The following is a 26,711-nucleotide window of genomic DNA, read 5'->3' as shown; positions in this document are numbered from 1 at the left end:
AGCCGTAACGAAGTCCGACGTAAAGATTCATCGTCTGGCCGAGAACAGCCGGCAGGGTGAAAGAGCAATTATTGATGTGCTGCGTATGATGGAAGCGCCGCTCACCCATGAGAACGGAACGGTGCATGTGCTGGGGGACGGACGCCTTAAGGCCGTGGAATTTGACGGGGACGCGGCCACGGACGCCGTGCTCGCGATGGTTGCCGCCGCCGTGTTTGCGGAAGGAACCTCGAGGTTCTATAATGTGGAGAATCTGCGGTATAAGGAGTGTGACCGCATCACCGATTATTTGGCCGAGCTGAGCAAGGCTGGGGCGAAGGTCGAAGAACGGCGGGACGAGATCATCGTGCATGGCAGACCGGAAGGCGTCGAAGGCGGCGTTACGATTAACGCGCACTTCGACCATCGCGTCATTATGGCCCTGACGGTCGTCGGGCTTCGCGCTGCGAAGCCGCTGCTGATCAAGGATGCTCATCATGTCGCCAAATCGTATCCGCAGTATTTTGACCATTTGCAGGCGCTCGGCGCGGATGTCGAGTGGGTCAAATAAGGAGGCTGAAATCCATGGCTTTTGAGAATCCATCCAGAGAACAGATCGGGGATATTCTGGCCTCCGCCGGTAATATCGCCGTGGTGGGACTGTCCGACAAGAGTGACCGGACGTCCTACATGGTCGCCTACGCCATGCAGCTTAAGGGCTACCGGATCATTCCGGTTAACCCGTTGGTGAACGGCGAGATCCTCGGGGAGAAGTGCTATCATTCGCTCGCGGAGATTCCGGAGCCGGTTGACATTGTCAATGTGTTCCGCCGCAGCGAGTTCTGCGCAGAAGTGGCACGCGAGGCTGCGGCTATCGGCGCCAAGGTGCTGTGGCTGCAGCAGGGGATTGTCAGTCCCGAAGCTGCGGAGATTGCCGCAGAGGCCGGCATGACGGCCATCATGGACCGCTGCATCAAGGTCGAGGAAGCGATAACGATGAACGGACGGAAACGTAACGTAAAGTAAGGATAAGATACTTATGAACGTCCTGACCGGAAGGGTAGGGCGTTTTTTAGCGCGTATGCATCCAGGAACCAATAGACTTGAAATGGAATATTTTGCTATTATGAAAATGTGCCAGCTTATTCTTTTGACAAAACGGAACACAGGCCGTACCATTCAATATAGTAAGAAAGGAGAGATACATCTTGAACTGGCTCGGATCATTGCAGCAGCTTGGGAGAGCCATCATGCTTCCCACCATGGTGCTGCCGGCGGCGGCCATTCTGCTCAGCCTGGGGAGCCTGCCATGGTCTGCCTGGGGGCTGGCTTCGGTTGCCGAAGCAGCGACCTATGCGGGTCAGGGGATTTTTTACTATATGCCTTATCTGTTTGCCGTCGGGGTTGCATTGGGATTATCCAATCAAGCCGGACCCGCCGGGCTTGCGGCGCTGGCGGGAATGTTCACCTATGACCGGATTGTGATGAAGCTGGGAGACGGCGCACTGCAGCCCGCGACGCTGATCGGCATTCTGCTCGGTATTGTCGCCGGCATTGCCCATAACCGGTTTAAAAATATCAAGCTCCCAGAGGCGATCCAATTTTTCGGAGGATCGCGTTTTGTTCTGCTCTTTATGGGATTGTTCTCCGCGCTGTTCGCCTGGCTCATGCTCGGCGTCTCTCCGCTGATTCAGCATGGCCTTGACGGTCTGCTGCAGTTCGTCGACCGGACGGGAGGCTTCGGGCTGTTTGTATACGGCGTATTGTACAGGGTGCTGACAGCCTTTGGGCTGCATCACATTTTGAACAACGTATTCTGGTTCCAACTGGGAACGTTTACGACGCCGGATGGCACAGTTGTTCAGGGAGATCTTCCCCGTTTTTTTGCCGGCGATCCTACAGCGGGCAGCTTCATGGCGGGACTGTTTCCGATCATGATGTTCGCGCTGCCGGCCATTGCGTTTGCTATTATTCAGGAAGCCCGCGAAGATTTGAAGCCTCAGATCAAGAAGACCTTTTTGCGGGCAGCGCTCGTCTGCTTCCTGACAGGCGTGTCTGAACAGATCGAGTTCGCCTTTCTGTTCGCCTCTCCTTATCTGTTCGCTTTACATACGATCATGTCCGGTCTCGCCATGGCCCTGACGGCCGCGCTTGGAATTTATCACGGTTTTTCTTACTCGGCAGGGGCTATTGACTTTATATTGAACCTTCATTTAGCCCGGCGCGCCTGGCTGCTGATTCCGATTGGCCTCGTGTACGGAATGGTCTATTACCATCTGTTCCGCTGGGCGATCCGCCGATTTCAGATTCCGACACCAGGCCGGGAGGAAGGTTCTGAGCTTGGCGACTGGGCCGGTAATATACCGTACCAGGCACCGCTTATTTTGCAGGCGCTTGGCGGCAAGGAGAACGTTGTGCAGGTCCAAGCTTGCATAACCCGTCTGCGGCTTACGGTGCATAATGACCGCCAGATCGATACGGGCGCGCTCAAGAGCCTTGGCTCCGCCGGCATCATCAAATTGGGCGGGGGGAATGTGCAGGTTGTCTTCGGGACCTACTCCGAGCTGATCCGCGAGGAAATTGACAAGCTGATGCTGCGCGATCTGCCGCAGGTTCTATTCAACGCCCCGATGCAGGGCAAAATGCTGCCGATTGAAGAAGTGCCCGATCATATTTTTGCGCAAAAATTGGTCGGCGACGGGGTTGCTTTTATTCCGGACAAGGGAGAACTGGTCTCACCGGTATTCGGCAAAGTGATGCACATTTATCCCACGAAGCATGCCATCGGCATTGCTACGCCGGAAGGGCTGGAGGTGCTCATGCATATCGGTATCGATACGTCACAGCTAAAAGGTCCGTTCCAGTCGGAGGTCAAAGAGGGGGATAGCGTCGAGCCTGGTCAGGTGCTGGTTAGGTTCGATCTGGACTATTTGAAGGAGCATGCCGCTTCGCTGGCCACCCCAATGGTTATTACCAATCCCGAACGCGTCAAATCCTGGAGCTACGCTCCGTTTAAGAATGTGAAAAAAGGACAATCCTCGGTGATGTCTGTCGTATTGCACGAAAGCAATGTTGGAGGGGTAGAATCATGATAAAAGGTATAGGGGCCGCAGCAGGTGTTGCCATCGGAAAGGCCTTCGTTCTGCCGAACTGGGAATGGAGCATGCCGGAGACGCAAGTAAACCCGGTAGATCTGGCTAAAGAATTTGAGCGTTTGTATGAAGGAATCAGAACCTCCAAGGATGAGATTGAGTTTATTAAAAAAGAATTCAGAGAGGTTGTCGGTCCCGAGGAATCGAGTATTTTTGACGCTCATTTGGCGATTTTGGAAGATCCGGTATTTATGAGCGAAATCCGCGGAATTATAGAGAGGCAGTACAAAGCGGCAGAGGTGGCGGTCAAAGAGGCGATCGATCACTTTGTGGCTATGTTTGACCTGCTGGATGATGAATATATGAAAGAGCGGGCGGTCGATATCAAGGATGTCGGCAACCGTCTGCTGAAGCATCTGCTGGGAGCGCCGGAGGTCACGCTGCCTTCGGACACCAAGCCCTACATTCTGGTGGCAAAAGAGCTTTCCCCTTCACAACTGGCCCATCTGAATCCTAATTATGTGCTCGGTATTATAACGATGGCGGGAGGCAAAACGTCGCATTCCTCCATTATGGCGCGGGCGCTCGGCATTCCGCTGGTGGCGGGCCTGGAGAATAAGCTCCAAAGCCCGATCCAGACCGGGGACTTCCTGATCATCGACGGGGATAACGGTTATCTGATCATTAACCCTGATGAAGCCACAACCCAGCATTACAGCGTTGTGCGCGACAGACAGCGGGAGAAGAGGGCGCAGCTGGAGTTATTGTCCTCGGTGGAGGCAATGACTAAGGATAGAGTTCGGATGCGGCTCGCAAGCAATATCAGCTCCGTGAAGGAACTGGATATGGCTTTAAAATACGGGGCCGAGGGCGTCGGTCTGTTCCGGACGGAATTTCTGTATATGGACCGTAAATCCTTTCCGACCGAAGAGGAGCAGTACGAGGTATACAAGCTTGTGGCGGAGAAGGTTGGCGAGCATCCGGTTGTCATCCGCACCCTGGATATCGGGGGAGACAAGCATCTGGACTATTTTCAGCTTCCGGAGGAGGAGAATCCTTTCCTTGGCTACCGGGCCATCCGTATTTGCCTTGACCAGAAAGAGATGTTCAAGACACAGCTGACGGCGATTCTGCGCGCAAGCGTACACGGCAACATCAAACTGATGTTTCCGATGATCTCTTCGATTGAAGAGGTAAGGGAAGCCAAGGCCGTGCTGGAGGAAGTAAAACAAGATTTGGACCGCCAGGGAATTCCATACGACCGCAAGCTGCCGGTTGGCATTATGATTGAGGTGCCGGCCGCAGTGATGATCGCTGATTTTTTGGCGGAAGAGGTGGACTTTTTCAGCATTGGGACGAATGATTTGGTGCAGTACGTGCTTGCGGTCGACCGGATGAACGAGCAGATTGCGCATTTATACCATCCGTATCATCCGGCAGTGCTGCGTATGATCCGCACAACCGTGGAATCTGCGAAGGCAGCAGGCATCGGCGTCAGCGTCTGCGGTGAACTGGCCGGCGACGAGCGTTCTCTTCCGTTGTGGCTGGAACTCGGTGTAACCGACCTTAGCATGTCGCCGCAGGCGCTGCTGAAGGTCAAGCACCGGACGCTGAATACGACGGCCTCTGAGGCAAGGGAAGTCGCCAAGCAGTGCTTCCGGAACCGGGAAATTGCGGAGAGCGAGAAGCAGCTCACTCAGTTTCTCGACAAACACATCATTCAGTATGTGATGAAGAGCGACGCATAACGATTCGCGGATATAGAAAAAATGGGAGTCCGGCATCATTGCCGGGCTTTTTTTACTCAAGCTTCATTCAATCAATCCGAGGTGTATATAATCGTGATAACCTGCAACGCCATCAATGGGCAGTCCATGCGTCTTTTCATAATCTTTTAGCGCGATTTCGGTTGAGCTGTTGAACTTGCCATTGCATTCACCATTGTAAAACCCTGCGCTTCGCAACCGGTATTGAATGATTTGAACGTCGCCGCCGCTGTCTCCTTTAGCTAAAGTTCTGGGATTCCCATCAAGTTTTCCAAATACATGGCCCCCGAAGCTTATTTTAGTCCCCACCCGTACAAATTCGTATAACTCCTCAACATCGCGGTTGTGCATTCGTATGCAGCCATGACTCGCATTATGGCCTATAGAATAGGGCCTGTTGGTACCATGAATACCGTAAAATCCCCACGGCACATTCAGTCCGATCCACCTGGTGCCAAACCCTTTCCCCCAATTCTTATGTTTGTTAATTACGGCATACTCGCCCACAGGCGACGGCGTTTCCTGTTTCCCCATAGCAATGGGATACTTCTTAATAAGCTTGCTATTTGAAAATAAAAGGAGTTGGTTCTTTTGAGGATCAACCCTTATCGATATGTTGTCTTTGTTCTGAGCAGGTTCTGCAGCCGAAATTGGATTTGGATTAATAATTATTAATAAAAGGATCATTAACAATACCTTATGCATAGTCATACTCTTGAAAATCCTCCCATTCCGAGATCGCATCATATCCTGCTACTTATAATGTCAAATCACATAAATTCTATCCATAGATGTTAATGCATTGGGAGGGGATGAAATACACTTTACCAGTTGATTTCAAAAAAATAAAACCGTTTGTGTCGCTGCGCAGTCTTTATTATATAGAGATAGGAGATACCGGCGCATACATAAAAAAGGGGGGATGGACGTGGAGAGCCTGATCAAAGAAGAGTCCGTCATTTTGTCGGATGAAGATAGCTTCTTCGGGCTTGTGGGGGAGCACAAAAGAACGTTATACGGCATTGCCTACAGCTATCTCCGCAGCGAAGCGGATGCGCTTGAAATGGTACAGGAGGCGACCTGTAGGGCTTGGGTCAAACGCAAGAGCCTAAAGGATGAGGGCCGGTTCACTCCGTGGCTTTCGCTTACATTCAAAATCACAAATTACCCAAGCCCTATCTTAGAGGAACATTCGATCCGCATACGTTAATAAAAAGCCGCCTCCCGCCCGCTTTACAAGCAAGGGCCAAAGGCGGCTTTCATTTCATTATTTCCCGGCGAGAGCATCGCAGAATGCTTTGCCGTATGGCGGGAGATCGGGTGGACGGCGGGCGGAGACGATATGGCCGTCGACAACGACAGGCTCGTCCTTCCAGATTGCTCCGGCGTTCTCCATATCGTCCCGGATGCCAGGAGTGGAGGTTACCGTAACGCCTTCCAGAATTTTTGCGGAAATCAGCACCCACCCGGCATGGCAGATCTGCCCGATCGGTTTCCCGGCTTCATTGAAATCGCGGATGAGCTGCAGCACAGCGGGATAACGGCGGATCTTATCCGGCGCCCAACCGCCCGGAACCAAGATGCCATCGTAATCGGCTGCGTCCAGTTCATCCCAGGAGTACTCGGCGGTTGCCGGCACGCCATACTTGCCGATATAGGTTTTGCCTTTTTCAAGCCCGGTCAGATGCACTTCCGCGCCTTCCTCCCTGACCCGGTATACCGGATACCAGAGCTCCAAATCTTCAAACTCGTCATCTACGAGCGCGATAACTTTTTTTCCGGCCAGTCTCAATTGGCAGCAGCTCCCTTCGAAGTACGTAGTCCCGTTCATTTTAGCAAATATAAAAATTGAAGTCATCTCTCATAATGAACATATTATCATATATGGTAAATTAATCATTTTATGCAAACGGGAAGGTTTTTTGCAGGGGGGGAGCGAATATAAATTTAAAATACTTTTCTAAATTTAATTCATTCTTTTGAGGTGCAACTATGTGCAATGAAAGCCAGCTTTCTCAAATCTGCCGCTGCGGCGGCGAGATGACTATACATATGCATACGCTGATTTATAAAGCTAAAGTGAAAATAGCGGGTGTGCCCGTATTCATGTGCCGTTCCTGTTTCCATTATGAGCCGCATCCTGCCGTTAAGCGGGATTTGAGCCTAGTCATTCAGGAGTTAGGCAGCCAACCCCAAAGAAGCAGCTTTTCTTTTGCCGAACGCAATGAGTGGGCTTCCGTTCTGAATGATACTTTTACCATGTTTAGAGGCGAGGAAGGTGATCTGGAGCAGGCTGTTCAGGAGGCCATGGGCGACAGGATTGATCTGCTGCTGGATCTGTTCCAAATTGCTTCGAAGGCAGCCGATCCGGAATGGACGGGGGAGATTGAGGGCAGGCTGCTTAAGCTCATTTGCCATACGGCCTCTAAAGTGTCGTGATTTTTTCTGCAAAAATAATGAAAATGTTTCAGAAACATTGGATTTTTTCGTCGATATTTGTTACCATAAGAAAGAGGTTACATTCCTGAGAAACCGGGTTGTAAACTTACGGTCAAGTCCAGTCTTATATGCGGAAAAGTCCAGGCGGTCGTCGCCTTGCGCATTGGTCAATGCTATACAGTCCTGCAGCGTACCAGGCGATGCCCCGAGAAACTGGGTATCCGGCACCAGCCGCCCGGGCGATTTTTTGTCAATAATTAGGTAGGCGGTATGGATTGTGTCCTATTTTTGTATAACCGCTTCGATGTTGAATTGACTTTTGAAAGGAAATTTAAGCGTTATCATTGCACAAAAGTACAAATTATCGTATCATGATTTTAACTAGGTCGAACGATAAAATTTATCGCAATGGAGAGAGTAATTTGACGGTAACCATTTACGATGTAGCGCGTGAAGCAGGCGTATCTATGGCAACGGTATCACGGGTTGTGAATAATAATCCAAATGTGAAACCGCAAACCCGTAAGAAAGTGTATGAAGCGATTGAGCGTTTAGGGTATCGTCCCAACGCCGTGGCTAGAGGTCTTGCCAGTAAGAAAACGACGACCGTTGGCGTTGTCATTCCCGATATTTCTAATTCCATTTTTGCGGAAATTGCCCGCGGAATCGAAGATATTGCCAACATGTATCACTATAATATTATTTTGTGTAATGCCGATAAGCGCAAGGAGAAGGAAATCCGCGTCATCAACACTTTGCTGGAGAAGCAGGTGGACGGGCTCCTCTTCATGGGCGGCACCGTTACGGATGAGCATATTCTGGCCTTCCAGACGTCCTCCGTTCCGATTGTTCTGTGCGCGACGAGTGATGAGAAGGGTGTGTATCCTTCCGTCGATATCGACCATGAGGCTGCCGCATTCGACGCGGTTAATACTCTGATCCGTCACGGTCACCGCGAGATTGCGATGATCAGCGGCACGCTGCAGGACCCGGCCAACGGCTACGCGCGATTCCACGGATATAAGAAAGCGCTCGAAGCGGCCGGAATTGAGTACCAAGAAGATCTTGTACGTATCGGAAATTACCGTTATGAATCCGGCGTTGAGGCTATGAAATACTTCCTTGGTCTTAAGAAGAAGCCTACGGCAGTCTTTGCCGCAACGGATGAAATGGCCATTGGCGCGATCCACAGCATTCAGGACGAAGGTCTGAAAGTGCCGGATGATTTCTCGGTTATCAGTGTGGACAACATTCGTATGGCATCCATGGTCCGTCCGCTGCTAACGACGGTTGCACAGCCGATGTATGACCTTGGCGCGGTAGCCATGAGACTTCTAACCAAGCTGATGAAGAAAGAGACCGTGGAGAATCCGCGTGTCATTTTGCCGCATGAGACCATTCTGCGTTTGTCCGTTAACCATCTGAACAAATAATTTTCGACATCACCCATTAGGGCTGCTGCGGGCTGCTTCGTAACCCGGTGTAGAAGAATATGAGTCGGCGTATAAAGCTCCGTCACGGGGCTTTTTATGTTTTTATTTATTATTTTTAACTGGAGGTCAGCCTAATGGAAGCTGTAAGCGGCATTATTGGAGCTATGGATGAGGAAATTAAACTGCTGCTGGAGCAAATGGAGCACAGTGAGGCGGTTGTCAAAGCAGGAATTACATATTATAAAGGCTCAATCGCAGGGAACTCCATCATCGTCTGCAAATCGGGAGTGGGAAAGGTGAACGCCGCCGTCACTACGCAAATTATGATCGACGCATTCGGTGCACAAAAAATATTGTTCACGGGAGTGGCCGGAGCGCTGCATCCGGAGCTGGAAGTCGGGGATATCGTCATATCTTCGGAATGTATGCAGCATGATATGGATGTTACGGCGCTTGGCTACGCCCGCGGCATTATTCCATACCAGGAGACGTCGGTGTTCCCGGCTGATCCGGAGCTTGTGCGGTTTGCAGAGAGGGCCTGCCAGGATTTGGGAGTCCGCTATGTAAAGGGGAGAATACTTTCGGGCGACCAGTTTATTGCCAGCCATGAATCGGTCGTCATGCTGCGGGAGCAGCTCGGAGGAGCCTGTGCGGAAATGGAAGGTGCGGCTCTGGCCCAGGTGTGTCAGATGAACGGTATTCCGTTCGTTGTAATCCGCTCTATGTCCGATAAGGCCGACGGGTCGGCGAAAGTCAGCTATGCGGAGTTTACGGAAATCGCATCGCGGCAGTCTCATCAAATTCTAAGTGCCATTTTAAATGAATTGCAATAACACATGATTATCTGCGGCGTACCCAATTAGATCGAATACGCTTCATTAACCGCGATCATAGGACGGTACGCCCGGGTATCCAGGCTGCTGGATTAATTTAGGATGGATTGTAAGCGCTTGCTATGATATACTTTATTTCGACATAAAAAATTCACATTTGATAACTTGACTTCATATCCATGAAGCAAGATATCAAGAAGGTGCCACTGTTGCGATGAGCTAATCGAGCGTTCTGTATGTCTCAGCAATTAAACTTGCGTCAGTCAAGCGAGAGGTGGCAAGGATAATGGGGAAGTTTTTTGATGAAATTTTACCTCGCCGGATGTACAATTCCAATTTGACTGATTACGGTCAGGCTGTCGCCCATTTCAAGTGGGAGGATGTTGAACGCCAGTTCACCTGGTACGAAACAGGTAAAGTTAATATGGCGTATGAGGCGGTTGACCGCCATGTTGAGGAAGGACTGGGCGGAAAGACGGCGCTGCTGTACAGTGATCTGGTACGTGAAGAATCCTATTCTTTTGCCGATTTGAAAGAAAAGGCGAACCGATTTGGCAATGTGCTGCGTAAATACGGGATTGGCAAGGGGGACAGGGTATTTCTGTTCATGCCCAGGCAGCCCGACCTGTATTTCAGTCTCCTGGGAATCTTGAAGATAGGGGCTGTCGCAGGACCGTTGTTCGAAGCGTTCATGGAAACGGCGGTCAAGGACCGGCTCGAGGATAGCGGGGCCGCCGCGCTGGTCACTACGCCGGAGCTGCTGCAGCGGGTAAAGCGGGAGGAGCTTCCCGACCTGCGTTATATTTTTCTGGTAGGCGGGGATTCGGACCCTGAAAAAGGACTGATCAGCTATGATCTAGAAAGCGCTTCCGCATCTGCGGAGCTTGAACCGGAGTGGTTGGGCCTTGAGGATGGGCTGATTATGCATTATACATCCGGTTCAACCGGTAAGCCCAAAGGCGTATTCCATGTGCAGCGTGCGATGGTTCAACACTATTATACCGGAAGAGTCGTGCTTGATTTGCGGGATAATGATATATACTGGTGTGCGGCCGACCCGGGATGGGTTACTGGCACCTCGTACGGGATTTTTGCCCCGTGGCTTAACGGCGTCACTAATGTCGTTCGCGGCGGACGCTTTAGTCCACATGATTGGTACAATACGATTGAACGCTACAAAGTAACAGTATGGTACAGTGCTCCGACGGCGTTCCGCATGCTGATGGGGGCGGGGAAAGAGAGTCTGAAAGGCGTTGATTTGAGTAGTCTGCGCCATGTCCTCTCCGTTGGCGAGCCGCTCAACCCGGAAGTCATTCGCTGGGGAAACAACGTATTAGGTCAGCGCATTCACGACACCTGGTGGATGACGGAGACGGGCGGACAGCTGATCTGCAACTATCCTGGAATGGACATCAAGCTGGGGTCTATGGGACGGCCGCTTCCGGGAATCACCGCCGCAATTCTGGATGATCAGGGCCATAAATTGCCTCCGTATTCCATGGGTAATCTGGGGATCAAGACGCCGTGGCCGTCCATGATGAACCGGATCTGGAATAATTCCGCCAAGTACGAGGAATATTTTCGCATTCCCGGCTGGTATATCTCCGGAGATTCCGCGTATATGGATGATGAAGGGTACTTTTGGTTTCAGGGGCGGGTTGACGATTGTATCAATTCCTCGGGTGAAATGATCGGACCTTTCGAGGTAGAGAGCAAGCTGATTGAACACCCTGCCGTTGCGGAGTCTGGAGTTATCGGCATACCGGACGCCCTGCGCGGAGAAATCGTCAAAGCTTTTATATCGCTGCGCGAAGGATATTTGCCTTCAGATGAGCTGAAGGACGAAATAGCGGCGTTTGTAAAATCGGGGCTTTCCGCCCATGCCGCGCCGAGGGTAATCGAGTTCAAGGATAAACTGCCGAAGACCCGCTCAGGCAAAATCATGCGCCGCGTGCTCAAAGCCTGGGAGCTTCACCAGCCCGCCGGAGATCTGTCGACAATTGAGGATTAGGCATAAAAAAGACGGTTGACCACCCGCCCGCTTCCGGGCGGCTGTCAACCGTCTAATTCGTTCTATAGACTGCTGTGGCAGCGAAGTGCCATTGGCCTAATGAACGATACGCTTCGCTCTGGCATTCACCTTGCTGCTTCTGCCTTGCACTTTTTCCTGGCCGCTGTGTTCATTGGGCTGAGTCAGGGCCGCCCCAGGATCAGTGGCGGTCCCAGGATCTATGACCGTCCCGGGATCAACGGCTGTACCAGGGGACGTACCAGATGCATCAGACGTACCGGGAGACGCGCTTGGACCCGGCACAATGTCCACTCCAGGTGTTGTTTCAATACCCGGTAAGAGGATGTCTTCCGGACTTGGCGACGGCTCGGGCGTCGGCGCGCCACCGCCGACACTGCCCGAAGCCGTTTCATTTCCGGCCACATCAACCGCTGCAACATAAAAAACAGCATAATCGCTTGCCGAGTTATCCGCAGTGAACGATGTGCCATCCCCGGCCAGGAGTACATCCACTTTTTGGAATGGGCCCCCGTTCACGGAACGGTACAGCCGATAACCGACGACATCGGGCGAGCCGCTCTGCGTAAAGCGGATAACCGCCTTACCGCTGCCGTAGGAGACTTCTACATTTCGCGGCGCCGTTGGAGCGCTGCCGTTGTCCTCGCGAGGGTCAACCTCCGTCGGAACGCCAGTCTTTGCATCCGCCGGCAGATAGTACTGCAGCGGTTCATGCTCCTTCATATATGGAAAGGCTGCCTTCAATTCCTTGATCAGTTCCTCAATCGGCTTTTCTCTGGAGACAACGATCCTTTCCTTCAGAAAGTCATCCGGTGTTCCGTCACGCGGGATATAGTTCACTCCGCCGTAGGTAATGTATTTGGCATGTGAAATCCCGTCGTCACTATCCTTAGGCACAAATTTTTTGTTGAAAATATCGGTCGTAAACTTATCCGTGAGCGAGGTTGGCTGCTTGCCGCTGTATGCCGATACGGTTTCTTTGACGATGCCGTCCGGCTGATCAAATTTCTGCGTAGGGAACAAGTCGGGTTTTTTCTCAATAACCGCGTTCATTACCTTGGCCCAAAGCGCCTGTGCCTGCTTCCGCTGCGTTTTGGTTGTCAGTGTATTGATCTGCTCCTTGTAGCCGACCCACATGCCCAGCGTAATGTCAGGAGTGTAACCCATGAACCATACGTCCGCATAATTTTGAGTGGACCCTGTCTTACCGACAGCCGGGATATCCTTGAAATGCTTGTAATTTCTCCTAACCGTGCTCCCCGTACCGTTGGTAATAACGGTGCGCAGCATATCCGTCATTAAATAAGCGGTCTGCTCGGAGAATACACGCTCCGGATTAGCCTTATGCTGATAGATGATTTTTCCCTTCGAATCGACGATTTTCTCGATCATGTATGCATCGTTAAATACGCCTTTGTTGGCAATGGAGGAATAGGCATTGGTTAAATCTTCAACGGACACGCCGTATTTTAACCCCCCAAGAACCCCGGTCTGTGCGCTATAGTCTTCGTCCTGTAGGGTTGTAATTCCCAGCTTTTTAGCAAAAGCCCAGGCGTTCTTGATCCCAACCTTTTCATCGAACAGCTTAAGCGCCGGCAGATTCAAGGAGTTGTTGAGCGCATATCTTGCCGTCACAAGGCCCTGATAACGATTATTGGCGTTTTTGGGAATGTGAAAGCCCTTCGAACCGTCCTTCAGAATAATCGGTGCGTCGTCCAGAATGCTTGCAGGTTGAATCAACCCTTCCTCTAGAGCGGGCAGATAAGCAGCGATCGGTTTCATCGTTGATCCCGGCTGACGGACCATCTGGGTGGCGTAATTCATGCTTTCGACATTGAAGTCGCGTCCTTCGATCATTCCCAGAATCGCCCCGGTCTTGTTGTCGATCATCATGCCGGCGGTTTGTTCGAGACCTTTGGTTTTGCTTGTCTTTGTAAAATTGCTGCTGTCCTCGGAGATACTGTGCATCGCGCTGTATACTTTTTTATCAATAGTTGTATACACCCGGTATCCGCCTGTCAGCAGCTGCTGGCGAGCCTCTTCAAGCTGTGAAGCACCCTTGGAGCTGTCCTGGTTATTGTTCGCTAGAGAAAGCAGGATTCCCGCCGCCTGGCGCTCCGTTTCCATCATGAGATAAGGAAAAGTAACGTACGCTTTCTTGGTATGCGGAGCCAGAGATTTCTTGATGTCAAAGGCCAGCGCTTCCTGGTATTGGGAAGGCGTAATTTTGTTCTCCTCCAGCATGCGTCGCAGGACAAGGTGCTGGCGATCGAGTGCGCGGTTAAACGCAGCCTCATTGAATTCCCCATACCCGTTGAACGCCGAGTAGGCGGAAGGAAGCTGGGGGAGGCCCGCCAAATAGGCTGCCTGAGCGATATTCAGCTTATTCAGATCGTCGATGCCGAATAATCCTTTGGCTGCGGCTTTGATGCCGTAGACGTTGTAGCCGTTCGCTCCGTTGCCGAAGGGAACCTTGTTCAGGTAAGCCGTTAAAATTTCATCTTTGCTCAAAAAGCGCTCCAGCCGCAGTGACAGCAGGATTTCCTTCACCTTGCGGTCTTCTGTCTTATCCAGACTTAAGAATACGCGTCTGGCAAGCTGCTGGGTAAGGGTGCTGCCGCCGGTCTGTACGGACTCGTTCAGCAGCTTTTGCTTGACGGCGCGCATCGTGCCGCTGATATCCACGCCATGGTGCTCGTAAAAACGGTTATCCTCGATGGCGAGCACGGCGTCAATAATGATTTGGGGAATATCCTTAAAGGCGACCAGTCTGCGGTCTTCCTCCGTCCGGAGCTGGCCGATCGGCATGCCGTCACGGAAATAGGCGAATCCTGTCACGACGTTCTCGCCGATTCTCTCCTGAATCGTCTGCTCGGAGCGGACAGGGTCATCTTTTACTATGGAAGCGACAAGTCCTCCTACGGCGCCGCCGGCGAACAGGACGCCCATTACGCTAAGGATGAACATCCATTTCACGGCGGAACCGGCCCTGCGCAGCCAGGACCTTCGCGGGGGAATGTCCGTCGCTGTTTTTTTCATATTTTCCTGAGCCATCGACATCCTCCTTTTAACGGAATATATTATAGCACAATTTGGCGATTTTGAATGCGCTTGTAGGGAGATGCGGTTTTGCGGACATTGACTTTTCAAAAGATCATGTGATATAAATAAATTTAATTGGATATTTCTAAAGGCGGAGAAGGGCATCAGTAAAAAGGAATCCTTTGTACTCAGAGAGTCGGTGGATGGTGCGAACCGATGACGGGACCTTTTGAATTACAGTCTGGAGCCGTCCGGGGGAACGGATCAAAGCGTCAAGCCTTGTCCATAGTAGTCCGGCACCGGGTACGATAAGCGCCCGTTATTTGAATGAAGCGAAGGCTCTGAATCGTCGTGTTAGAGTATGGCGGCAAGGAGCTTTAACTAGGGTGGTACCGCGAGTCTCTTTCTCGTCCCTTGGGATGAGGAGGAGGCTTTTTTGTGCGTCTATTTAGAAAGTATCAACATCAAAAGGGGTTGCTATTATGAAGTGGGAAGAATTAACGCCGGAGCAGCAGCGTGAGGCCCAGCGCCAACTGGAGATTATCGCGCGCGGCGTCGTGGAAATTGTGCCGGAAGAGGAATTGAAGCGGAAAATCATGAAATCGGTCGTCACCGGTGTGCCGCTCAATGTCAAGCTGGGTCTGGACCCGTCCGCGCCGGATATCCATGTGGGCCATACGGTCGTTATGCATAAGCTGCGCCAATTTCAAGAGCTGGGCCATCAGGTGCAGCTGATTATCGGGGACTTCACGGGGCGGATCGGCGACCCGACGGGCAAATCGGAAACGCGCAAGCAGCTGACCGAGGAGGATGTGAAGCGGAACGCGGAAACGTACAAGAAGCAGCTTCATAAAATCCTTGATCCCGAGAAGACAAAGGTATTCTACAATTCGGAGTGGCTGGGGCCGATGACCTTTGCGGATGTTGTGGGATTGTCAGCCAAAGTAACCGTTGCCCGCATGCTGGAGCGTGACGATTTCACCAAGCGCTACCAGAGTGGACTGCCGATCAGCATTCACGAGTTCTTCTATCCGCTGATGCAGGGCATGGACTCCGTGGCTCTGAAAAGTGACGTGGAGCTCGGCGGAACGGACCAGAAATTCAATTTGCTGATGGGGCGCACGCTGCAAAAAGAATACGGCGTTGACACCCAGGCTGCAATTATGACTCCGCTGCTTGAAGGGCTTGACGGCGTACAGAAGATGAGTAAGAGTCTTGGCAACTACATCGGTATTGATGAAGAGCCGAATGAAATTTACGGCAAAGCGATGTCCGTCCCGGACGAGCTGATGCTGAAATACTATTCGCTTGCGACCGACATCGGCAACGAGGAATTGAAAGAGCTGGAGAAAGGACTGGAGTCTGGAGCGGTTCATCCGCGAGACGCCAAAATGAAGCTGGCGCATACATTCGTCAGAATGTATCACGGCGTCGATGCGGCAGATGCCGCGCAGCAGCACTTTGTGACCGTATTCCAGCAGCGGGCGCTGCCGGACGATATTGAGACGGCGGTTCTGCCAGCAGCGGAGCTAACGGACGGCTCCATTCGGCTGATAAACCTGCTTACGCTGATCGGTTTTGCCTCATCCAACGGGGAGGCTAAGCGCAGCATTCAGCAGGGGGCGGTCAAGCTGAACGAACAGAAGCTGAGCGACCCGAATGCGGACATCGTCCCGCAGGACGGGGATATCATTCAGGTAGGCAAGCGCAAGTTCGCCAAGCTGACTCTGGAATAGGTAAGACGCATGTGTTATTAGCATAGGGGAGCAATAATAGAAGGAGGGTGAACGGGAGTCATCCGAATCACCCTCTTTTTGGCGTACCTACGAGAGGGCATATGCGGATTCGCACAGGAAAATTGACGGAAGAAGAAAAATCTGCAAATTTGACTTGGTTATGACCGGAGAACGTAAAGAAGCCCCCGGAGCTTCCGGAGGCTTCCGCCAGACGATTTGTCCAGCAAATATTAACGGTTGTAGAATTCGACGATTTGTTTCTCGTCGATGTCTTGGGAAAGCTCAGCACGCTCAGGCAGACGGATAAACTTGCCTTCCACTGCAGCGTCGGAGAATTCCAGGTAAGCTGGCAGATGAGTGCGGTTAGTCAGTGCTTCCTTAACGGAAGACAAGCCGCGGCTTCTCTCACGAAGGCCGATAATGTCGCCAGTGCTTACGAGGTAAGAAGCGATGTCAACCTTTTTGCCGTTGACCGTTACGTGGCCGTGGGATACCAATTGACGCGCTCCTGCGCGGGAGTTGGCAAAGCCAAGACGGTAAACGAGGTTGTCCAGACGGCTCTCAAGCAGGAACATGAAGTTCTCGCCCGCGATCCCTTGCATGCTGTGCGCTTTGTGGAACAAAGTGCGGAATTGTTTCTCGCCCAAGCCGTACATGTGACGCAGTTTTTGCTTCTCCAGAAGCTGTTGACCGTAGTTGCTTACTTTTCTGCGTTGGTTAGCGCCATGCTGTCCTGGTGGGAAAGGGCGTTTCAGGTCTTTGCCAGTGCCGCTCAGGGAAATGCCCAGACGACGGCTGAGTTTAAATTTAGGTCCGGTGTAACGTGCCATGTTATAGTAGACTCCTTTTTAATTGTGATTTCATCAGGGCTCTATTTGCGCCGCTGTTTCGTAATTGCGACAGACCGAATCGGCGCCGCGCTGCCGGGAAAGTTCAGCCGCTGTCCCATGCAGACGAAAAGCGTGAGGGTGACACAACGTTACGCCCAATTTGAAGACTTGTTACAGTCTTGTTCAACAATATATATTATATGAAAATGCCATTTAAAGTCAAGGATGCATACCAAAGTTTATGATATTTTTTCGCATTTGATTCTTTATACCTAAAAAAGCCTGATTTATCTGAAAAAATAATGCATATTGGATAGAAAAAGGGTAAAATAGTCTTATTGCAACAACGGCAGATTTTATTTGGGGCGAAAGGAGGTGCTTCTTTATGTCAGAAAAGGATGCTAAAGGCTGGGAGGACAGCCATGAACAGATACGAGACGCCCGAGTGTTGGACCGCAGCTTCAAAGATCCCGTTGAATGGATTGGGAGAATGGACATTAATCAGCATGACTTTCCTTATGCTTCAGGTTTGATTGCGGGCAGTTTTCATGAATGGTACAAAAAGGAAGCCGCGTTGTCTTTTACAGAGTCGTGGAAATGGTGCGTATTTGATTATGCGGGTAAGTGGCTGACTGACAGCGGCGGAGCAAGCGAGCCGGATAGTCCTTTATGGGAGCAGATTGCGGCTGTCAGCTTACAGACGGCTCGTGATTGCACGCTCCAAATTGAAGAAAATGGAGTGGAAACGGCTTATTTCGCGATGCCGGTGGGTACCAGGTCTAACGGGGAGATCTTTGCCCTGCTCGGATGCGCCATGCCCGCGGAGCAGTTCGCGAAAGGCGGGCGCAATGCCGCCGAGGCAATGGCCAAGCATTTCAGCACATGCTTCTACAGGCAATTCGAATATATATTTGTGACCGATCTTGTAAGCGTACATATTCACGAAGAACGCGAGAGCAGCCGGCGTTCGCTGCTGTTTCAGATTGTGCAGCGGATGTATGACAGCATTGATGTCGACGATGTGCTGACTGAAGTAATTGCCAGCATTTCCGCTATGTATCCGGGCGCCGAACTTACGCTCTACATGTCACAGGATCACCGCAGCGCGCATCCCCAGGTGAAGCCGCTTCCGCTTCGCTGGAATAAGGATGACGTCTGCGGGAAGGCGTTTAAGAGCGGACGAGTGGCCCAGCGGACCCCTAACGAGGATCACCAGCTTCTAGAGATTGGATTGCCTCTGGGCGGCAAGCAGGGCGTATATGGTGTGTTTCATCTAGTGATACGCGTTCCAGCCCATCAGGCTATGGATAACATGGATATGTCTTTTCTGTCGATGGTGGCGAGCACCGCAGGAACCGCCTTTGAGAATGCGAAGCTGTATGAGCGTTCCAACCAGCTTATACGTGAACTTAGGATGAGCAATGGGCTGACCGAACGCTTGAATCAGAGTCTTCAGCTAGGGGAAACATTTGAGGCGGCCTTTGAAGGACTGCTGGAAATATTTGAAGCGGATTACTGCTGTATTCTCCATTACAGCGAAGACAAGGGTGGGCTAGAGGCGGTTCAGTGCAATCACCCAAGCCTCCGCAATAAAATCATTGAAGCCGGAAGGGGAATCGGAGGACAGGTTTACTCCTTAGGGGAACAGGTCATTCTAACTGAGTATGACGGGTCGGGTACAAGATCAAAGCTAATGGACTTTACGGAGTCACAATCGCTTATCGCCACTCCGCTAAGCGTAGGCGGGGAAGTGCGCGGAGCGATTATGCTGACCCACCGGCGGCCGCACTATTTTTCCTATGATAATTTCAGGCTGCTGCAAGCGCTGGCGGGTCAAGTCGGCCTTGCCGTGGGGAATGCGCTTCTGCATGCGGAGGTGCACCGGCTCGCGAACAAAGATTCGCTGACCGGGCTGCATGCAAGACATTACCTCGACCAATCCATCAAGGAAATGCAGACCTGCGATTTCTGCGGCACTCTCATTGTTGTGGATATAGACCATTTCAAATCGGTGAACGATACGTACGGACATCAAAAAGGCGACCAAATTCTGAAGCAAGTGAGCAATATATTACGTGCATCGATCCGTCAGGGAGATCTGGCGGCAAGGTGGGGCGGCGAAGAGCTGGCGCTTTACCTGCCGCAGTTAAACGCGGAGCAGGCCTATATTGTGGCGGAGCGTATCCGGCAGCGGGTTCAGGAAGAGACGAGCCCTACTGTTACCGTCTCCTGCGGCATTGCGGACTGGAATTGGACAGACAACGACCGGCTAAGCTCGGATTCTCTCTTTTACCGGGCGGACATGGCACTGTACGAGGCGAAGAATAACGGCAGGAATAAAGTGGTAATAGGTCCCAAGATATAGCAGAGAAGTACTGAAACTAACAAGATGGCTCCTAAGGAGGGATATTCCCGGCTTGGGAGTCTTTTTGCATAAGCTCTTTAAACATGGAAACGATAAAGCTACAACTGTGAAAAGAGGGTCTTGACTCTATGATGATACTGCTTGCGAGGAGGACGTTCACGGTGCTGCTGGCATTCTGCTGCTGCGGTCTGGCCGGCGGCTGTGGCACGGAGAACGGAAAGACAGCCGGAGAGCTGCTGGATCTGGCTTTAGCCGGCATGACGGGTACCGACGGGGTGACATTTGAGGGAGAGACGGCACTGCGTGTGGATGGCAGGCAGCTGCCGGAGGCATCGATATACTACGGCGGGGAGCTGATTAACCATAAGTCGCTCCGGATGTATAAACTGCTGCCCGACTTGGCGAAGTCTCAGGAACTCTCGGGCGATCTGACGCAGCAGCCGGCAGGGCCGAATTTCTACAGCAGACTGGAGAAGAGCGGCGGGCAATGGAGGGTGCTGCCTCTGAATGAAGATCAAGGCGGCAGCCCGCTCCCGGGACTGAACCCCATCCGGCAGCTTGAGGAATTGAAGACAATGACTAAAACGGTGACGAGAGAAGCTGGGGCGGGAGGAAAAGTGCGGCTGCTAAGAATAGAACTGGACCCTCGGCAGGCTCATGATCAGCTAGCCTCCGAACTCGAAGCGGAGATGAGCGCGCTCCGGACGTCCTCGGCAAGCGCAAAAAGCCCGGTTGCCCGGACGGCGGCCGGGGTTTCCGCATTAGAGAGACTGTGGAAGCAGGAGAACGGACAACTACGGCGCAGGCTTCAGGACGCCAAGGTGGCGACCGTTTACCATCTGGAGGTGGATGTAAGGCGAAATCTACCTAAAAGCTTGTCCAGACAGCGGAGGATTACCTTCCTTTCTTCTGACGGAAGAACACGCAGGGAAACGTTTGTTTCCAGGGTTGACTTTTACGGATACCGTTAAAAAGCTCTCGCTTGATGCCGATCTTTCCGCTTCATTCCGGTCGTGATACAATAAGATAGAATGCTTATTTTTGCCAAAAAGGAAGGAAGAACAAAAGATGAAAGATCCCCGAATTCAGAAATTGGCCGCAAATCTGGTCGGCTATTCCGTAAACGTGCAACCGGGAGAGAATGTGCTGGTCGAAATGGTCGGCAGCGAACGAGATCTCGTTAAAGCTATTGTAGAGGAAATCGGGAAGGCCGGTGGACATGCGTTCGTGCAGCTGATCGACCGAACCGTACTGCGCAGCATGCTGTTGACTGCTACTGAGGAAAGTCTGCGTACTTGGGCTGAGATCGATTTGAACCGGATGAAGCAAATGCAGGCATATATCGGCATCCGCGCCGGCGACAATGTCAACGACTTGTCCGACGTGCCGGAAGAGAAAATGCGTCTGTATAATTCGCTGTATTTCCATTCGGTACATAGCGAGCAGCGGGTAAAGCATACGAAATGGGTGGTTCTGCGGTATCCGAACTCCAGCATGGCACAGCTTGCCAATACGAGCACGGAAGCTTTTGAGGATTTCTACTTCAACGTCTGTAATCTGGATTACGCCAAAATGGATAAAGCCCAGGACCCGCTTGCGGAACTCATGAGCAAGACGGACAAGGTGCGGATCACGGGTCCGGGAACGGATATTTCCTTCTCCATCAAAGGCATCGGCGCCCAGAAATGCTCGGGTCACAGAAACATACCGGACGGTGAAGTTTACAGCGCACCTGTACGCGATTCGGTTAACGGTACGATCAGCTATAATGCGGCAACCTTGTACAACGGTGTCACGTTTGAGAACATCAAATTTACTTTTGAAAACGGCAAAATTGTCGAAGCGACCAGCAACGATACCGCCCGCCTTAACGAGATTCTGGATTCGGACGAAGGTGCGCGGTATATCGGCGAGTTCGCCATCGGCCTCAATCCCTACATTCTGCATCCGATGAAAGATATTCTGTTCGATGAAAAAATCGCCGGCAGCCTTCATTTTACGCCGGGGCAAGCTTACGAGGAGACCGACAATGGCAACCGTTCCTCCATTCATTGGGATATTGTGCTGATCCAACGGCCGGAATACGGCGGCGGGAAGATTTATTTTGACGACAGACTGATCCGCAAAGACGGCCTGTTCGTCATTCCGGAACTCGAAGCGCTTAACCCGGAGCAATTGAAATAGAAGGACAAATATTAGATAAATCCTTGCACCGGTAAGCGGCTTCAATGTATCATGGAATTGTTTATACAGCATATAATTTCTTAAATTTAGTTGCGGAGGGATTCACATGTCCAGTAACAGTAACAATGCAGCCATCGTGGAAATTGCTCAAACAGCGAGTAAGTACGCTTCCTCGATCGTCCTTCAGGCCGACAACAAGTACATTGACGTAAAAAGCATCCTGGGTCTGTTCACAACTCTGGTATCCAGCCAGAACTATGAACTGCACGTACACGGAAGCGATGCCGAAGAGGCGAAGAAGGCGATGAGCGAAGTTTTCGCCAAGTACGACCTGAAGTTTACGGTTGTAGAGGAATAATAGGGTTTTAGTAAAGGCTCTGCCGCTTTCGGCAGGGCTTTTTATGGTGACTGGAGAACTGTATTCTTGTATTGGCAACCAATTTCGACTAATATTAAATATAATAGCGATGAAGCTGTAAATTTGGACATGGGGGGGAAGATGCATGACTTCGTCGGAATTGCAGGAACAATTAAATATCTTAGCAGTCACTCTACTGCAAGAAGATGCCGATAAGATTCAGAAGCTCATCGAAGTGCAGATGGAGAATCTGGCCACTCGATACTGCCCTCTCTATGAGGAAGTGCTGGACACCCAAATGTACGGCTTCTCCAGAGAGGTCGACTTTGCGGTCAGAGCGGGTCTGCTGCCCGAGCATACGGGTAGAGAAATTGTAAGCAAGCTGGAGCGGGAACTGGCTGTATTGTATGAAGCGCTGAACGAAAAGGCGAAACAATAGAACGGATCTTTTTCGTCACACAACCGGACAAACCCGTAATAACAAATCGCGCCTGGGATTCCAGGCGCGATTTTTGTGCTGTGAATTAAACGAGGTAGAAGGAAACACCAAGGATAACATATACGCCGAAGAGCAGCAGTCCTTCGTACCAGTTGGTCGAGCCGTCCTGGGTGATTGATCTGGCGATGAAGACCGCTACGGCGATCGCCACCAGCTCAATGGTGGTAAAGACAATATCCATCGTATTACCAAGAAAATAGCTGGCGAAAATAAGCACAGGCGCCACGAACAGGGCAATTTGCAGGCTGCTGCCGACCGCGATTTCCACAGCCGCGCCGATTTTGTTCTTCATGGCGAGCAGGATGGCGGCGCTGTGCTCCGCAGCGTTACCAATAATCGCAACGAGGAACGCGCCGACGAACAGCTCGCTGAGTCCAAAGCGTTCAGTCAGGCTTTCCAGCGTGCCAACCAGCCATTCACTGACAAAAGCGACCATTACAGTGGCGAGAATCAGGTACAGAATCGATTTGCCCTTTGACCACGAGGGCGCATGTTCGTTAGGCAGCTCTTCCTCACTGTCTTCGGTAACATCATCCAAATATTTCTTATGCGTAATCATCGAGAAGATTAGCCAGGCGATATAGGCGATGATCAGGACCCCGGCTACAACCAAGCTGAGCGTATCCGTCTCCCCTTCGGTTATCGAATGGGTATTCAGGAACATGGCTGGAACGAACAAGGCGATTACGCCTACAATCATCAGCGAGCCGTTCATTCCGGCAAGTGTAACATTGAAATTCTGCACCTTAAACTTCAAACCGCCCGCGAAGATGCTCAGTCCCAGCACAAGCAGCAGGTTGCCGATAATGGACCCGGTCAAACTTGCTTTTACCATGTCGAACAGCCCTTCTTTAACAAGGAAAAAAGCGATAATCAGTTCGGCGGCGTTGCCGAAGGTAGCGTTGAGAAAGCCTCCCAGCCGTTGACCCGCGTAATGGGCGACGCTCTCCGTGGCTCTGCCGAGAAATCCGGCTACGAATACCACGGCGATAGCGGACAGCACGAATTGAAGTGTATGATCCCAATTGGCGTAATGTCCGATGGCGCTAAGAACGAAGGTGATAACAAGCAACGATGGAGAAATCCATTTCTTCAAAGTAAAGCACACTCCAATCTTCTTATTATGTATGTAACTCAATATACCCAAATTGTTCCGGTCTGTAAACGAACATGCATTACTCATTTGCATTTTAGCCTGTTTAGGAATTACAATAATTGATAACGAATGTAAGGGGGAAATGGCATGGCGGAACAACTTCAACTGGAAATGGGAAATATACGAATCTCTAATGACGTAGTCTCAAAAATTGCCGGTATGGCTGCCTTGGAGACTCCAGGAATCGCAGCCATGTCAGGAGGGCTGTCTGAGGGCTGGGCCAAGCGTCTTAGCGGTAAAAACGTGCAAAAAGGCGTAACCGTGGAAGTGGGGCAACTTGAGGCGGCGGTAGATTTGCGGATTATCGTGCTGTACGAAACGCCGATTCACGAGGTATGCCGGATGCTGCAGCAGAACATCCGCGAAGCGATCGAGAGCATGACAGGCCTGCGCGTCGTCGAAGTGAATGTCAAGGTAGAAGGCGTTGCTTTCAAGAACGATGAAATTTCGTAAGCAGAATACTGTGAATGCGTTTGTTTCCGTAAGTAGTCATAAAAAAGGGTGCTCCCTCCGTACCGTCAGGTATGAGGGAGCACCCTTTTGTTCTGTATGCGGTCGTTAGCGGGAGACTGAACTGGTGATTCTGACCGACTTTGTATGCTCTTCTTTCTTTGGCCGGGCATTTTCACGCGAAATGTTAAGAATAATGCCCATCGACAGCATCGTGACCAGAAGTGAAGAGCCGCCGTAGCTGATAAATGGAAGCGTAACACCAGTCAGCGGAATGGTCTTTGTGACCCCACCGATATTGACAAACGCCTGAATCGCGATAAGTCCCATAACACCAATGCCAATCAACGTTCCGAAAGGGTCCTTGCACCTGAGCGCCACGAGAATGCCGCGCCAGATAAAATAGAGATAAACCAGCAGAAACAGCAGCGTGCCGACAAAACCGAGCTCTTCGCCGATGACGGCAAAAATAAAATCCGTATACGGGTATTTCAGGTAATGCAGCTTTTGCACGCCTTTGCCGATACCGGAACCGCCCAAGCCGCCTTCTCCAAGCGCGGTCAACGATTGAAGGATATTATATCCGGCCCCTTCGGGGTCCTGAGTCGGGTCGATAAAAGCTTCGATCCGGCCTTGGCGGTAATCCTGCTTCACCTTCGCAACTTCCGTGTTCGAAGACAGGGAGTCAATCGCCATTTTCCCGCCTAACACCAGACCCGCGCCCAGTACGAGCAGTACAATGGACGCTAAAATATGCTTCAGGCTCGCGCCGCCGGCGAAAATAACAAGGCCGCTTGTGGCAACGAGGATAAGACAGGAGCCCAAATCGGGCTGAAGCATAATAAGCCCCGCGACGATGCCTACAATAACCATGACTGGAATATAACCAGTCTTTAGATCACGAAGGCGTTCGCCTTTTTTGGCAATCAGGGCGGCCAGATACAGAATAATCGATAATTTGGCAAGCTCCGTCGGCTGGATGCCGAGTTTGCCAATGCTCAGCCAACTGCTTGCCCCGTTGATCCGTTCGGTGGAGGCTACGAACAGCAGCAGGATAAGCGTAATAATGAACAGCGGCGCATACCACTTCTTGAACTTGCTGTAGTGAATATTCATGGCCACAAACATCACCACGGTGCCGAGTACAGCCCAAATGATCTGCTTTTTCACAAAGTACAGCGGGTCGTTACCGAATTTCTTGGTGACCAAAGAGAGGGCTGAGCTTGAACTGAAGACCATAATGAGGCCGAATCCAACGAGCAGCAGCGTCAAAATCAATAGTTGAAAATCGGGTGTGCCCTTTCTTGGGCGATTATCGTTATCTTTCATTCCTTCATCCCATTCATGCCTCAAGTAGTGTTTTTAATTCAATGATCCGTTCTCCGGCAATGTCCAGCACAGACTGAGGAATAGTTGACTCGTATTCCAGACCGTGGGGAAAGGTCGCTTTGCCCAGGTAAACGGCTTCAATTGTAAGTACCGCGTCCGGCTTTTCCAGCTTGCCCCGGGCAGCGCGGGTGTTGATCCGCAGAAAGTATTCCCCGCCGCTAGCAGCGTCTTCGATTTTACAGTCATAGGTAGCCCGGTAGTATTCCCACTGCCAACGGATGAAACCGGCCTTCCCCGCGCTCTCGTCCAGATACTGAAGATCGCTTTGCAGTCCTACAAGCCCCGTATTCTCAAAAATCATTGGCGTGCCAACCCCCTTATGAAATAAATCTAATAAAGGTATCTAGTGGCCCATTACCGTATTCTACCTCATGATATTATGTTTAACAGGGCTATGCAAGACTGTAAGCGGGATGGAATACCCCGTTTCTGGCATTTCTGATACAATAAAAGAATACTGCCGCTTCAGGAGGACAGCCCTTACAGGCGATTCTTCTTTTGGGGAGCGGATTAGGCGAAGGGAATGGATAATATGGAGCAAAAACCGATAGAAATGCTGCTGCCGGATATGGTAGAGTGGCGCCGCTATTTGCATCAGCATCCGGAGCTGTCGTATCAGGAGCGGGAGACATCGGCTTTTGTGGCTGAGAAATTGGAAAGCTTCGGGATCGAGGTGAGGAGAAGCGAATCCGGGTATGGCATTATTGGAATATTAAAAGGCGTACAGCCGGGAAAGACGGTAGTCCTTCGGGCGGACATGGACGCTCTGCCCATCCAGGACGAGAAGGAATGCGACTATGCTTCAAAAAAATCCGGCGTCATGCATGCTTGCGGGCATGACGGGCACACCTCCATCCTGCTGGCTGCCGCGAGGTACTACAGCAGCCGCAGGAATGAACTGCGCGGCGAGGTGCGGTTCCTGTTCCAGCCTGCGGAGGAAGTATGCCCAGGCGGAGCCCTTGGCATGATCGGTGAAGGGGTGCTGGAAGGAGCTGACGCCGTGTACGGGCTGCATCTGTGGACGACGCTGCCGGTTGGAACGGTGGCAAGCGCGCCCGGTCCGCTGATGGCATCGGCGGATGAATTCTTTATCGATATTATCGGCAAGGGAGGGCATGCCGGGCAGCCGCA

24 protein-coding genes and 1 other annotated feature are annotated in these 26,711 nt (G+C 51.5%); of the genes, 17 read left to right on the top strand and 7 right to left on the bottom strand.

Annotated features, from left to right (window positions below):
• From L691_RS0102100 to ptsP, 4 genes are all read left to right on the top strand, one after another.
• Positions 1-550 (top strand): 3-phosphoshikimate 1-carboxyvinyltransferase (locus L691_RS0102100; RefSeq protein WP_025688494.1); only part of this gene is annotated, 550 nt, incomplete at its 5' end.
• Between the two features lie 14 nt (positions 551-564).
• Entirely contained in the window at positions 565-1,005 is a 441-nt protein-coding gene (locus tag L691_RS0102095; RefSeq protein ID WP_025688493.1) for a CoA-binding protein, read from the top strand.
• A 182-nt stretch (positions 1,006-1,187) separates the two neighbouring features.
• The gene (locus L691_RS0102090) at positions 1,188-3,071 is read left to right on the top strand and encodes a glucose PTS transporter subunit IIA (RefSeq protein WP_025688492.1); all 1,884 of its coding nucleotides are present in this window, start codon (positions 1,188-1,190) and stop codon (positions 3,069-3,071) included.
• Complete coding sequence (gene ptsP / locus L691_RS0102085) at positions 3,068-4,819, top strand: phosphoenolpyruvate--protein phosphotransferase (RefSeq protein ID WP_025688491.1); 1,752 nt, start codon at positions 3,068-3,070, stop codon at positions 4,817-4,819. Before L691_RS0102090 ends, ptsP begins: the two co-directional genes overlap by 4 nt.
• A gap of 63 nt (positions 4,820-4,882) precedes the next feature.
• On the opposite strand, the gene L691_RS0102080 is transcribed toward ptsP, so the two are convergent.
• Positions 4,883-5,548, bottom strand: a complete 666-nt coding sequence (locus L691_RS0102080) for a L,D-transpeptidase family protein (protein WP_025688490.1) — start codon at positions 5,546-5,548, stop codon at positions 4,883-4,885.
• 217 nt (positions 5,549-5,765) lie between these two features.
• On the opposite strand from L691_RS0102080, the gene L691_RS27550 reads away from it, so the two are divergent.
• Positions 5,766-6,047, top strand: a complete 282-nt coding sequence (locus L691_RS27550; RefSeq protein ID WP_232229070.1) for an RNA polymerase sigma factor — start codon at positions 5,766-5,768, stop codon at positions 6,045-6,047.
• A 57-nt stretch (positions 6,048-6,104) separates the two neighbouring features.
• On the opposite strand, the gene L691_RS0102070 is transcribed toward L691_RS27550, so the two are convergent.
• Positions 6,105-6,629, bottom strand: a complete 525-nt coding sequence (locus L691_RS0102070) for a type 1 glutamine amidotransferase domain-containing protein (protein ID WP_025688488.1) — start codon at positions 6,627-6,629, stop codon at positions 6,105-6,107.
• A gap of 200 nt (positions 6,630-6,829) precedes the next feature.
• Between L691_RS0102070 and L691_RS0102065 the strand changes: the two genes are divergently transcribed.
• The 4 genes from L691_RS0102065 (at position 6,830) to acsA (ending at position 11,553) form a co-directional block, all read left to right on the top strand.
• Positions 6,830-7,276, top strand: coding sequence for a hypothetical protein (locus L691_RS0102065; RefSeq protein WP_025688486.1), 447 nt, complete (start codon positions 6,830-6,832; stop codon positions 7,274-7,276).
• Between the two features lie 422 nt (positions 7,277-7,698).
• Positions 7,699-8,709 (top strand): catabolite control protein A, encoded by a 1,011-nt coding sequence (gene ccpA / locus L691_RS0102060; protein ID WP_025688484.1) that lies wholly within the window; start codon positions 7,699-7,701, stop codon positions 8,707-8,709.
• Between the two features lie 134 nt (positions 8,710-8,843).
• Positions 8,844-9,542, top strand: a complete 699-nt coding sequence (locus L691_RS0102055; protein WP_025688482.1) for a 5'-methylthioadenosine/adenosylhomocysteine nucleosidase — start codon at positions 8,844-8,846, stop codon at positions 9,540-9,542.
• A gap of 286 nt (positions 9,543-9,828) precedes the next feature.
• Positions 9,829-11,553 (top strand): acetate--CoA ligase, encoded by a 1,725-nt coding sequence (acsA, locus tag L691_RS0102050; protein WP_025688481.1) that lies wholly within the window; start codon positions 9,829-9,831, stop codon positions 11,551-11,553.
• A gap of 96 nt (positions 11,554-11,649) precedes the next feature.
• On the opposite strand, the gene L691_RS0102045 is transcribed toward acsA, so the two are convergent.
• Positions 11,650-14,625, bottom strand: a complete 2,976-nt coding sequence (locus L691_RS0102045) for a transglycosylase domain-containing protein (RefSeq protein WP_025688479.1) — start codon at positions 14,623-14,625, stop codon at positions 11,650-11,652.
• 133 nt (positions 14,626-14,758) lie between these two features.
• Positions 14,759-15,031 (top strand) — a binding site (T-box leader).
• 64 nt (positions 15,032-15,095) lie between these two features.
• On the opposite strand from L691_RS0102045, the gene tyrS reads away from it, so the two are divergent.
• Complete coding sequence (tyrS, locus tag L691_RS0102040) at positions 15,096-16,349, top strand: tyrosine--tRNA ligase (protein WP_025688478.1); 1,254 nt, start codon at positions 15,096-15,098, stop codon at positions 16,347-16,349.
• A 230-nt stretch (positions 16,350-16,579) separates the two neighbouring features.
• Here the strand turns inward: tyrS and rpsD are convergent, their stop codons facing one another.
• On the bottom strand, positions 16,580-17,179 hold the full coding sequence (gene rpsD, locus L691_RS0102035) for a 30S ribosomal protein S4 (protein WP_025688476.1): 600 nt from the start codon (positions 17,177-17,179) through the stop codon (positions 16,580-16,582).
• 385 nt (positions 17,180-17,564) lie between these two features.
• Here rpsD and L691_RS0102030 point away from each other — a divergent pair, with 385 nt between their 5' ends.
• The 5 genes from L691_RS0102030 (at position 17,565) to L691_RS0102010 (ending at position 22,525) form a co-directional block, all read left to right on the top strand.
• Positions 17,565-19,544, top strand: a complete 1,980-nt coding sequence (locus L691_RS0102030) for a sensor domain-containing diguanylate cyclase (RefSeq protein ID WP_025688474.1) — start codon at positions 17,565-17,567, stop codon at positions 19,542-19,544.
• Positions 19,545-19,672: 128 nt separating this feature from the next.
• On the top strand, positions 19,673-20,515 hold the full coding sequence (locus tag L691_RS0102025; protein WP_156934132.1) for a hypothetical protein: 843 nt from the start codon (positions 19,673-19,675) through the stop codon (positions 20,513-20,515).
• Between the two features lie 97 nt (positions 20,516-20,612).
• Complete coding sequence (locus L691_RS0102020) at positions 20,613-21,728, top strand: aminopeptidase (RefSeq protein ID WP_025688472.1); 1,116 nt, start codon at positions 20,613-20,615, stop codon at positions 21,726-21,728.
• Positions 21,729-21,834: 106 nt separating this feature from the next.
• Entirely contained in the window at positions 21,835-22,086 is a 252-nt protein-coding gene (locus tag L691_RS0102015; protein ID WP_025688471.1) for an HPr family phosphocarrier protein, read from the top strand.
• Positions 22,087-22,231: 145 nt separating this feature from the next.
• Positions 22,232-22,525, top strand: a complete 294-nt coding sequence (locus L691_RS0102010) for a YlaN family protein (RefSeq protein WP_025688470.1) — start codon at positions 22,232-22,234, stop codon at positions 22,523-22,525.
• Positions 22,526-22,610: 85 nt separating this feature from the next.
• Here L691_RS0102010 and cax read toward each other — a convergent pair whose 3' ends face one another.
• Positions 22,611-23,681 carry a calcium/proton exchanger gene (gene cax / locus L691_RS0102005; protein WP_025688469.1) on the bottom strand — a complete coding sequence of 357 codons (1,071 nt, stop codon included), beginning with the start codon at positions 23,679-23,681 and terminating at the stop codon, positions 22,611-22,613.
• A gap of 147 nt (positions 23,682-23,828) precedes the next feature.
• On the opposite strand from cax, the gene L691_RS0102000 reads away from it, so the two are divergent.
• Positions 23,829-24,194 (top strand): Asp23/Gls24 family envelope stress response protein, encoded by a 366-nt coding sequence (locus L691_RS0102000; protein WP_025688468.1) that lies wholly within the window; start codon positions 23,829-23,831, stop codon positions 24,192-24,194.
• A 105-nt stretch (positions 24,195-24,299) separates the two neighbouring features.
• Here L691_RS0102000 and ftsW read toward each other — a convergent pair whose 3' ends face one another.
• Entirely contained in the window at positions 24,300-25,520 is a 1,221-nt protein-coding gene (ftsW, locus tag L691_RS0101995) for a putative lipid II flippase FtsW (protein WP_025688467.1), read from the bottom strand.
• Between the two features lie 13 nt (positions 25,521-25,533).
• Positions 25,534-25,881: a YugN family protein gene (locus L691_RS0101990; RefSeq protein ID WP_025688466.1), complete on the bottom strand. Its 348-nt coding sequence runs from the start codon at positions 25,879-25,881 to the stop codon at positions 25,534-25,536.
• 231 nt (positions 25,882-26,112) lie between these two features.
• Here L691_RS0101990 and L691_RS0101985 point away from each other — a divergent pair.
• A partial coding sequence (locus L691_RS0101985) for an amidohydrolase (protein WP_025688464.1) occupies positions 26,113-26,711 on the top strand: 599 nt, incomplete at its 3' end.

Source organism: Paenibacillus zanthoxyli JH29, from assembly GCF_000520715.1.
GTDB classification, from domain to species: domain Bacteria; phylum Bacillota; class Bacilli; order Paenibacillales; family Paenibacillaceae; genus Paenibacillus_AQ; species Paenibacillus_AQ zanthoxyli.
Note: the sequence above shows the minus strand (reverse complement) of the source record. Positions and strands in the feature narration are given on the sequence as shown.

Excerpts from the sequence above, each read along its gene's own strand:
- L691_RS0102095 (WP_025688493.1), top strand. The coding sequence starts at position 565 with ATGGCTTTTGAGAATCCATCCAGAGAACAGATCGGGGATATTCTGGCC.
- L691_RS0102065 (WP_025688486.1), top strand. The coding sequence starts at position 6,830 with ATGTGCAATGAAAGCCAGCTTTCTCAAATCTGCCGCTGCGGCGGCGAG.
- L691_RS0102025 (WP_156934132.1), top strand. The coding sequence starts at position 19,673 with ATGATGATACTGCTTGCGAGGAGGACGTTCACGGTGCTGCTGGCATTC.
- L691_RS0102015 (WP_025688471.1), top strand. The coding sequence starts at position 21,835 with ATGTCCAGTAACAGTAACAATGCAGCCATCGTGGAAATTGCTCAAACA.
- ftsW (WP_025688467.1), bottom strand. The coding sequence starts at position 25,520 with ATGAAAGATAACGATAATCGCCCAAGAAAGGGCACACCCGATTTTCAA.
- rpsD (WP_025688476.1), bottom strand. The coding sequence starts at position 17,179 with ATGGCACGTTACACCGGACCTAAATTTAAACTCAGCCGTCGTCTGGGC.
- L691_RS0102010 (WP_025688470.1), top strand. The coding sequence starts at position 22,232 with ATGACTTCGTCGGAATTGCAGGAACAATTAAATATCTTAGCAGTCACT.
- L691_RS0102055 (WP_025688482.1), top strand. The coding sequence starts at position 8,844 with ATGGAAGCTGTAAGCGGCATTATTGGAGCTATGGATGAGGAAATTAAA.
- L691_RS0102000 (WP_025688468.1), top strand. The coding sequence starts at position 23,829 with ATGGCGGAACAACTTCAACTGGAAATGGGAAATATACGAATCTCTAAT.
- acsA (WP_025688481.1), top strand. The coding sequence starts at position 9,829 with ATGGGGAAGTTTTTTGATGAAATTTTACCTCGCCGGATGTACAATTCC.
- L691_RS0102030 (WP_025688474.1), top strand. The coding sequence starts at position 17,565 with ATGTCAGAAAAGGATGCTAAAGGCTGGGAGGACAGCCATGAACAGATA.
- L691_RS0102080 (WP_025688490.1), bottom strand. The coding sequence starts at position 5,548 with ATGACTATGCATAAGGTATTGTTAATGATCCTTTTATTAATAATTATT.
- ptsP (WP_025688491.1), top strand. The coding sequence starts at position 3,068 with ATGATAAAAGGTATAGGGGCCGCAGCAGGTGTTGCCATCGGAAAGGCC.
- L691_RS0102020 (WP_025688472.1), top strand. The coding sequence starts at position 20,613 with ATGAAAGATCCCCGAATTCAGAAATTGGCCGCAAATCTGGTCGGCTAT.
- tyrS (WP_025688478.1), top strand. The coding sequence starts at position 15,096 with ATGAAGTGGGAAGAATTAACGCCGGAGCAGCAGCGTGAGGCCCAGCGC.
- L691_RS0102045 (WP_025688479.1), bottom strand. The coding sequence starts at position 14,625 with ATGGCTCAGGAAAATATGAAAAAAACAGCGACGGACATTCCCCCGCGA.
- L691_RS0101990 (WP_025688466.1), bottom strand. The coding sequence starts at position 25,881 with ATGATTTTTGAGAATACGGGGCTTGTAGGACTGCAAAGCGATCTTCAG.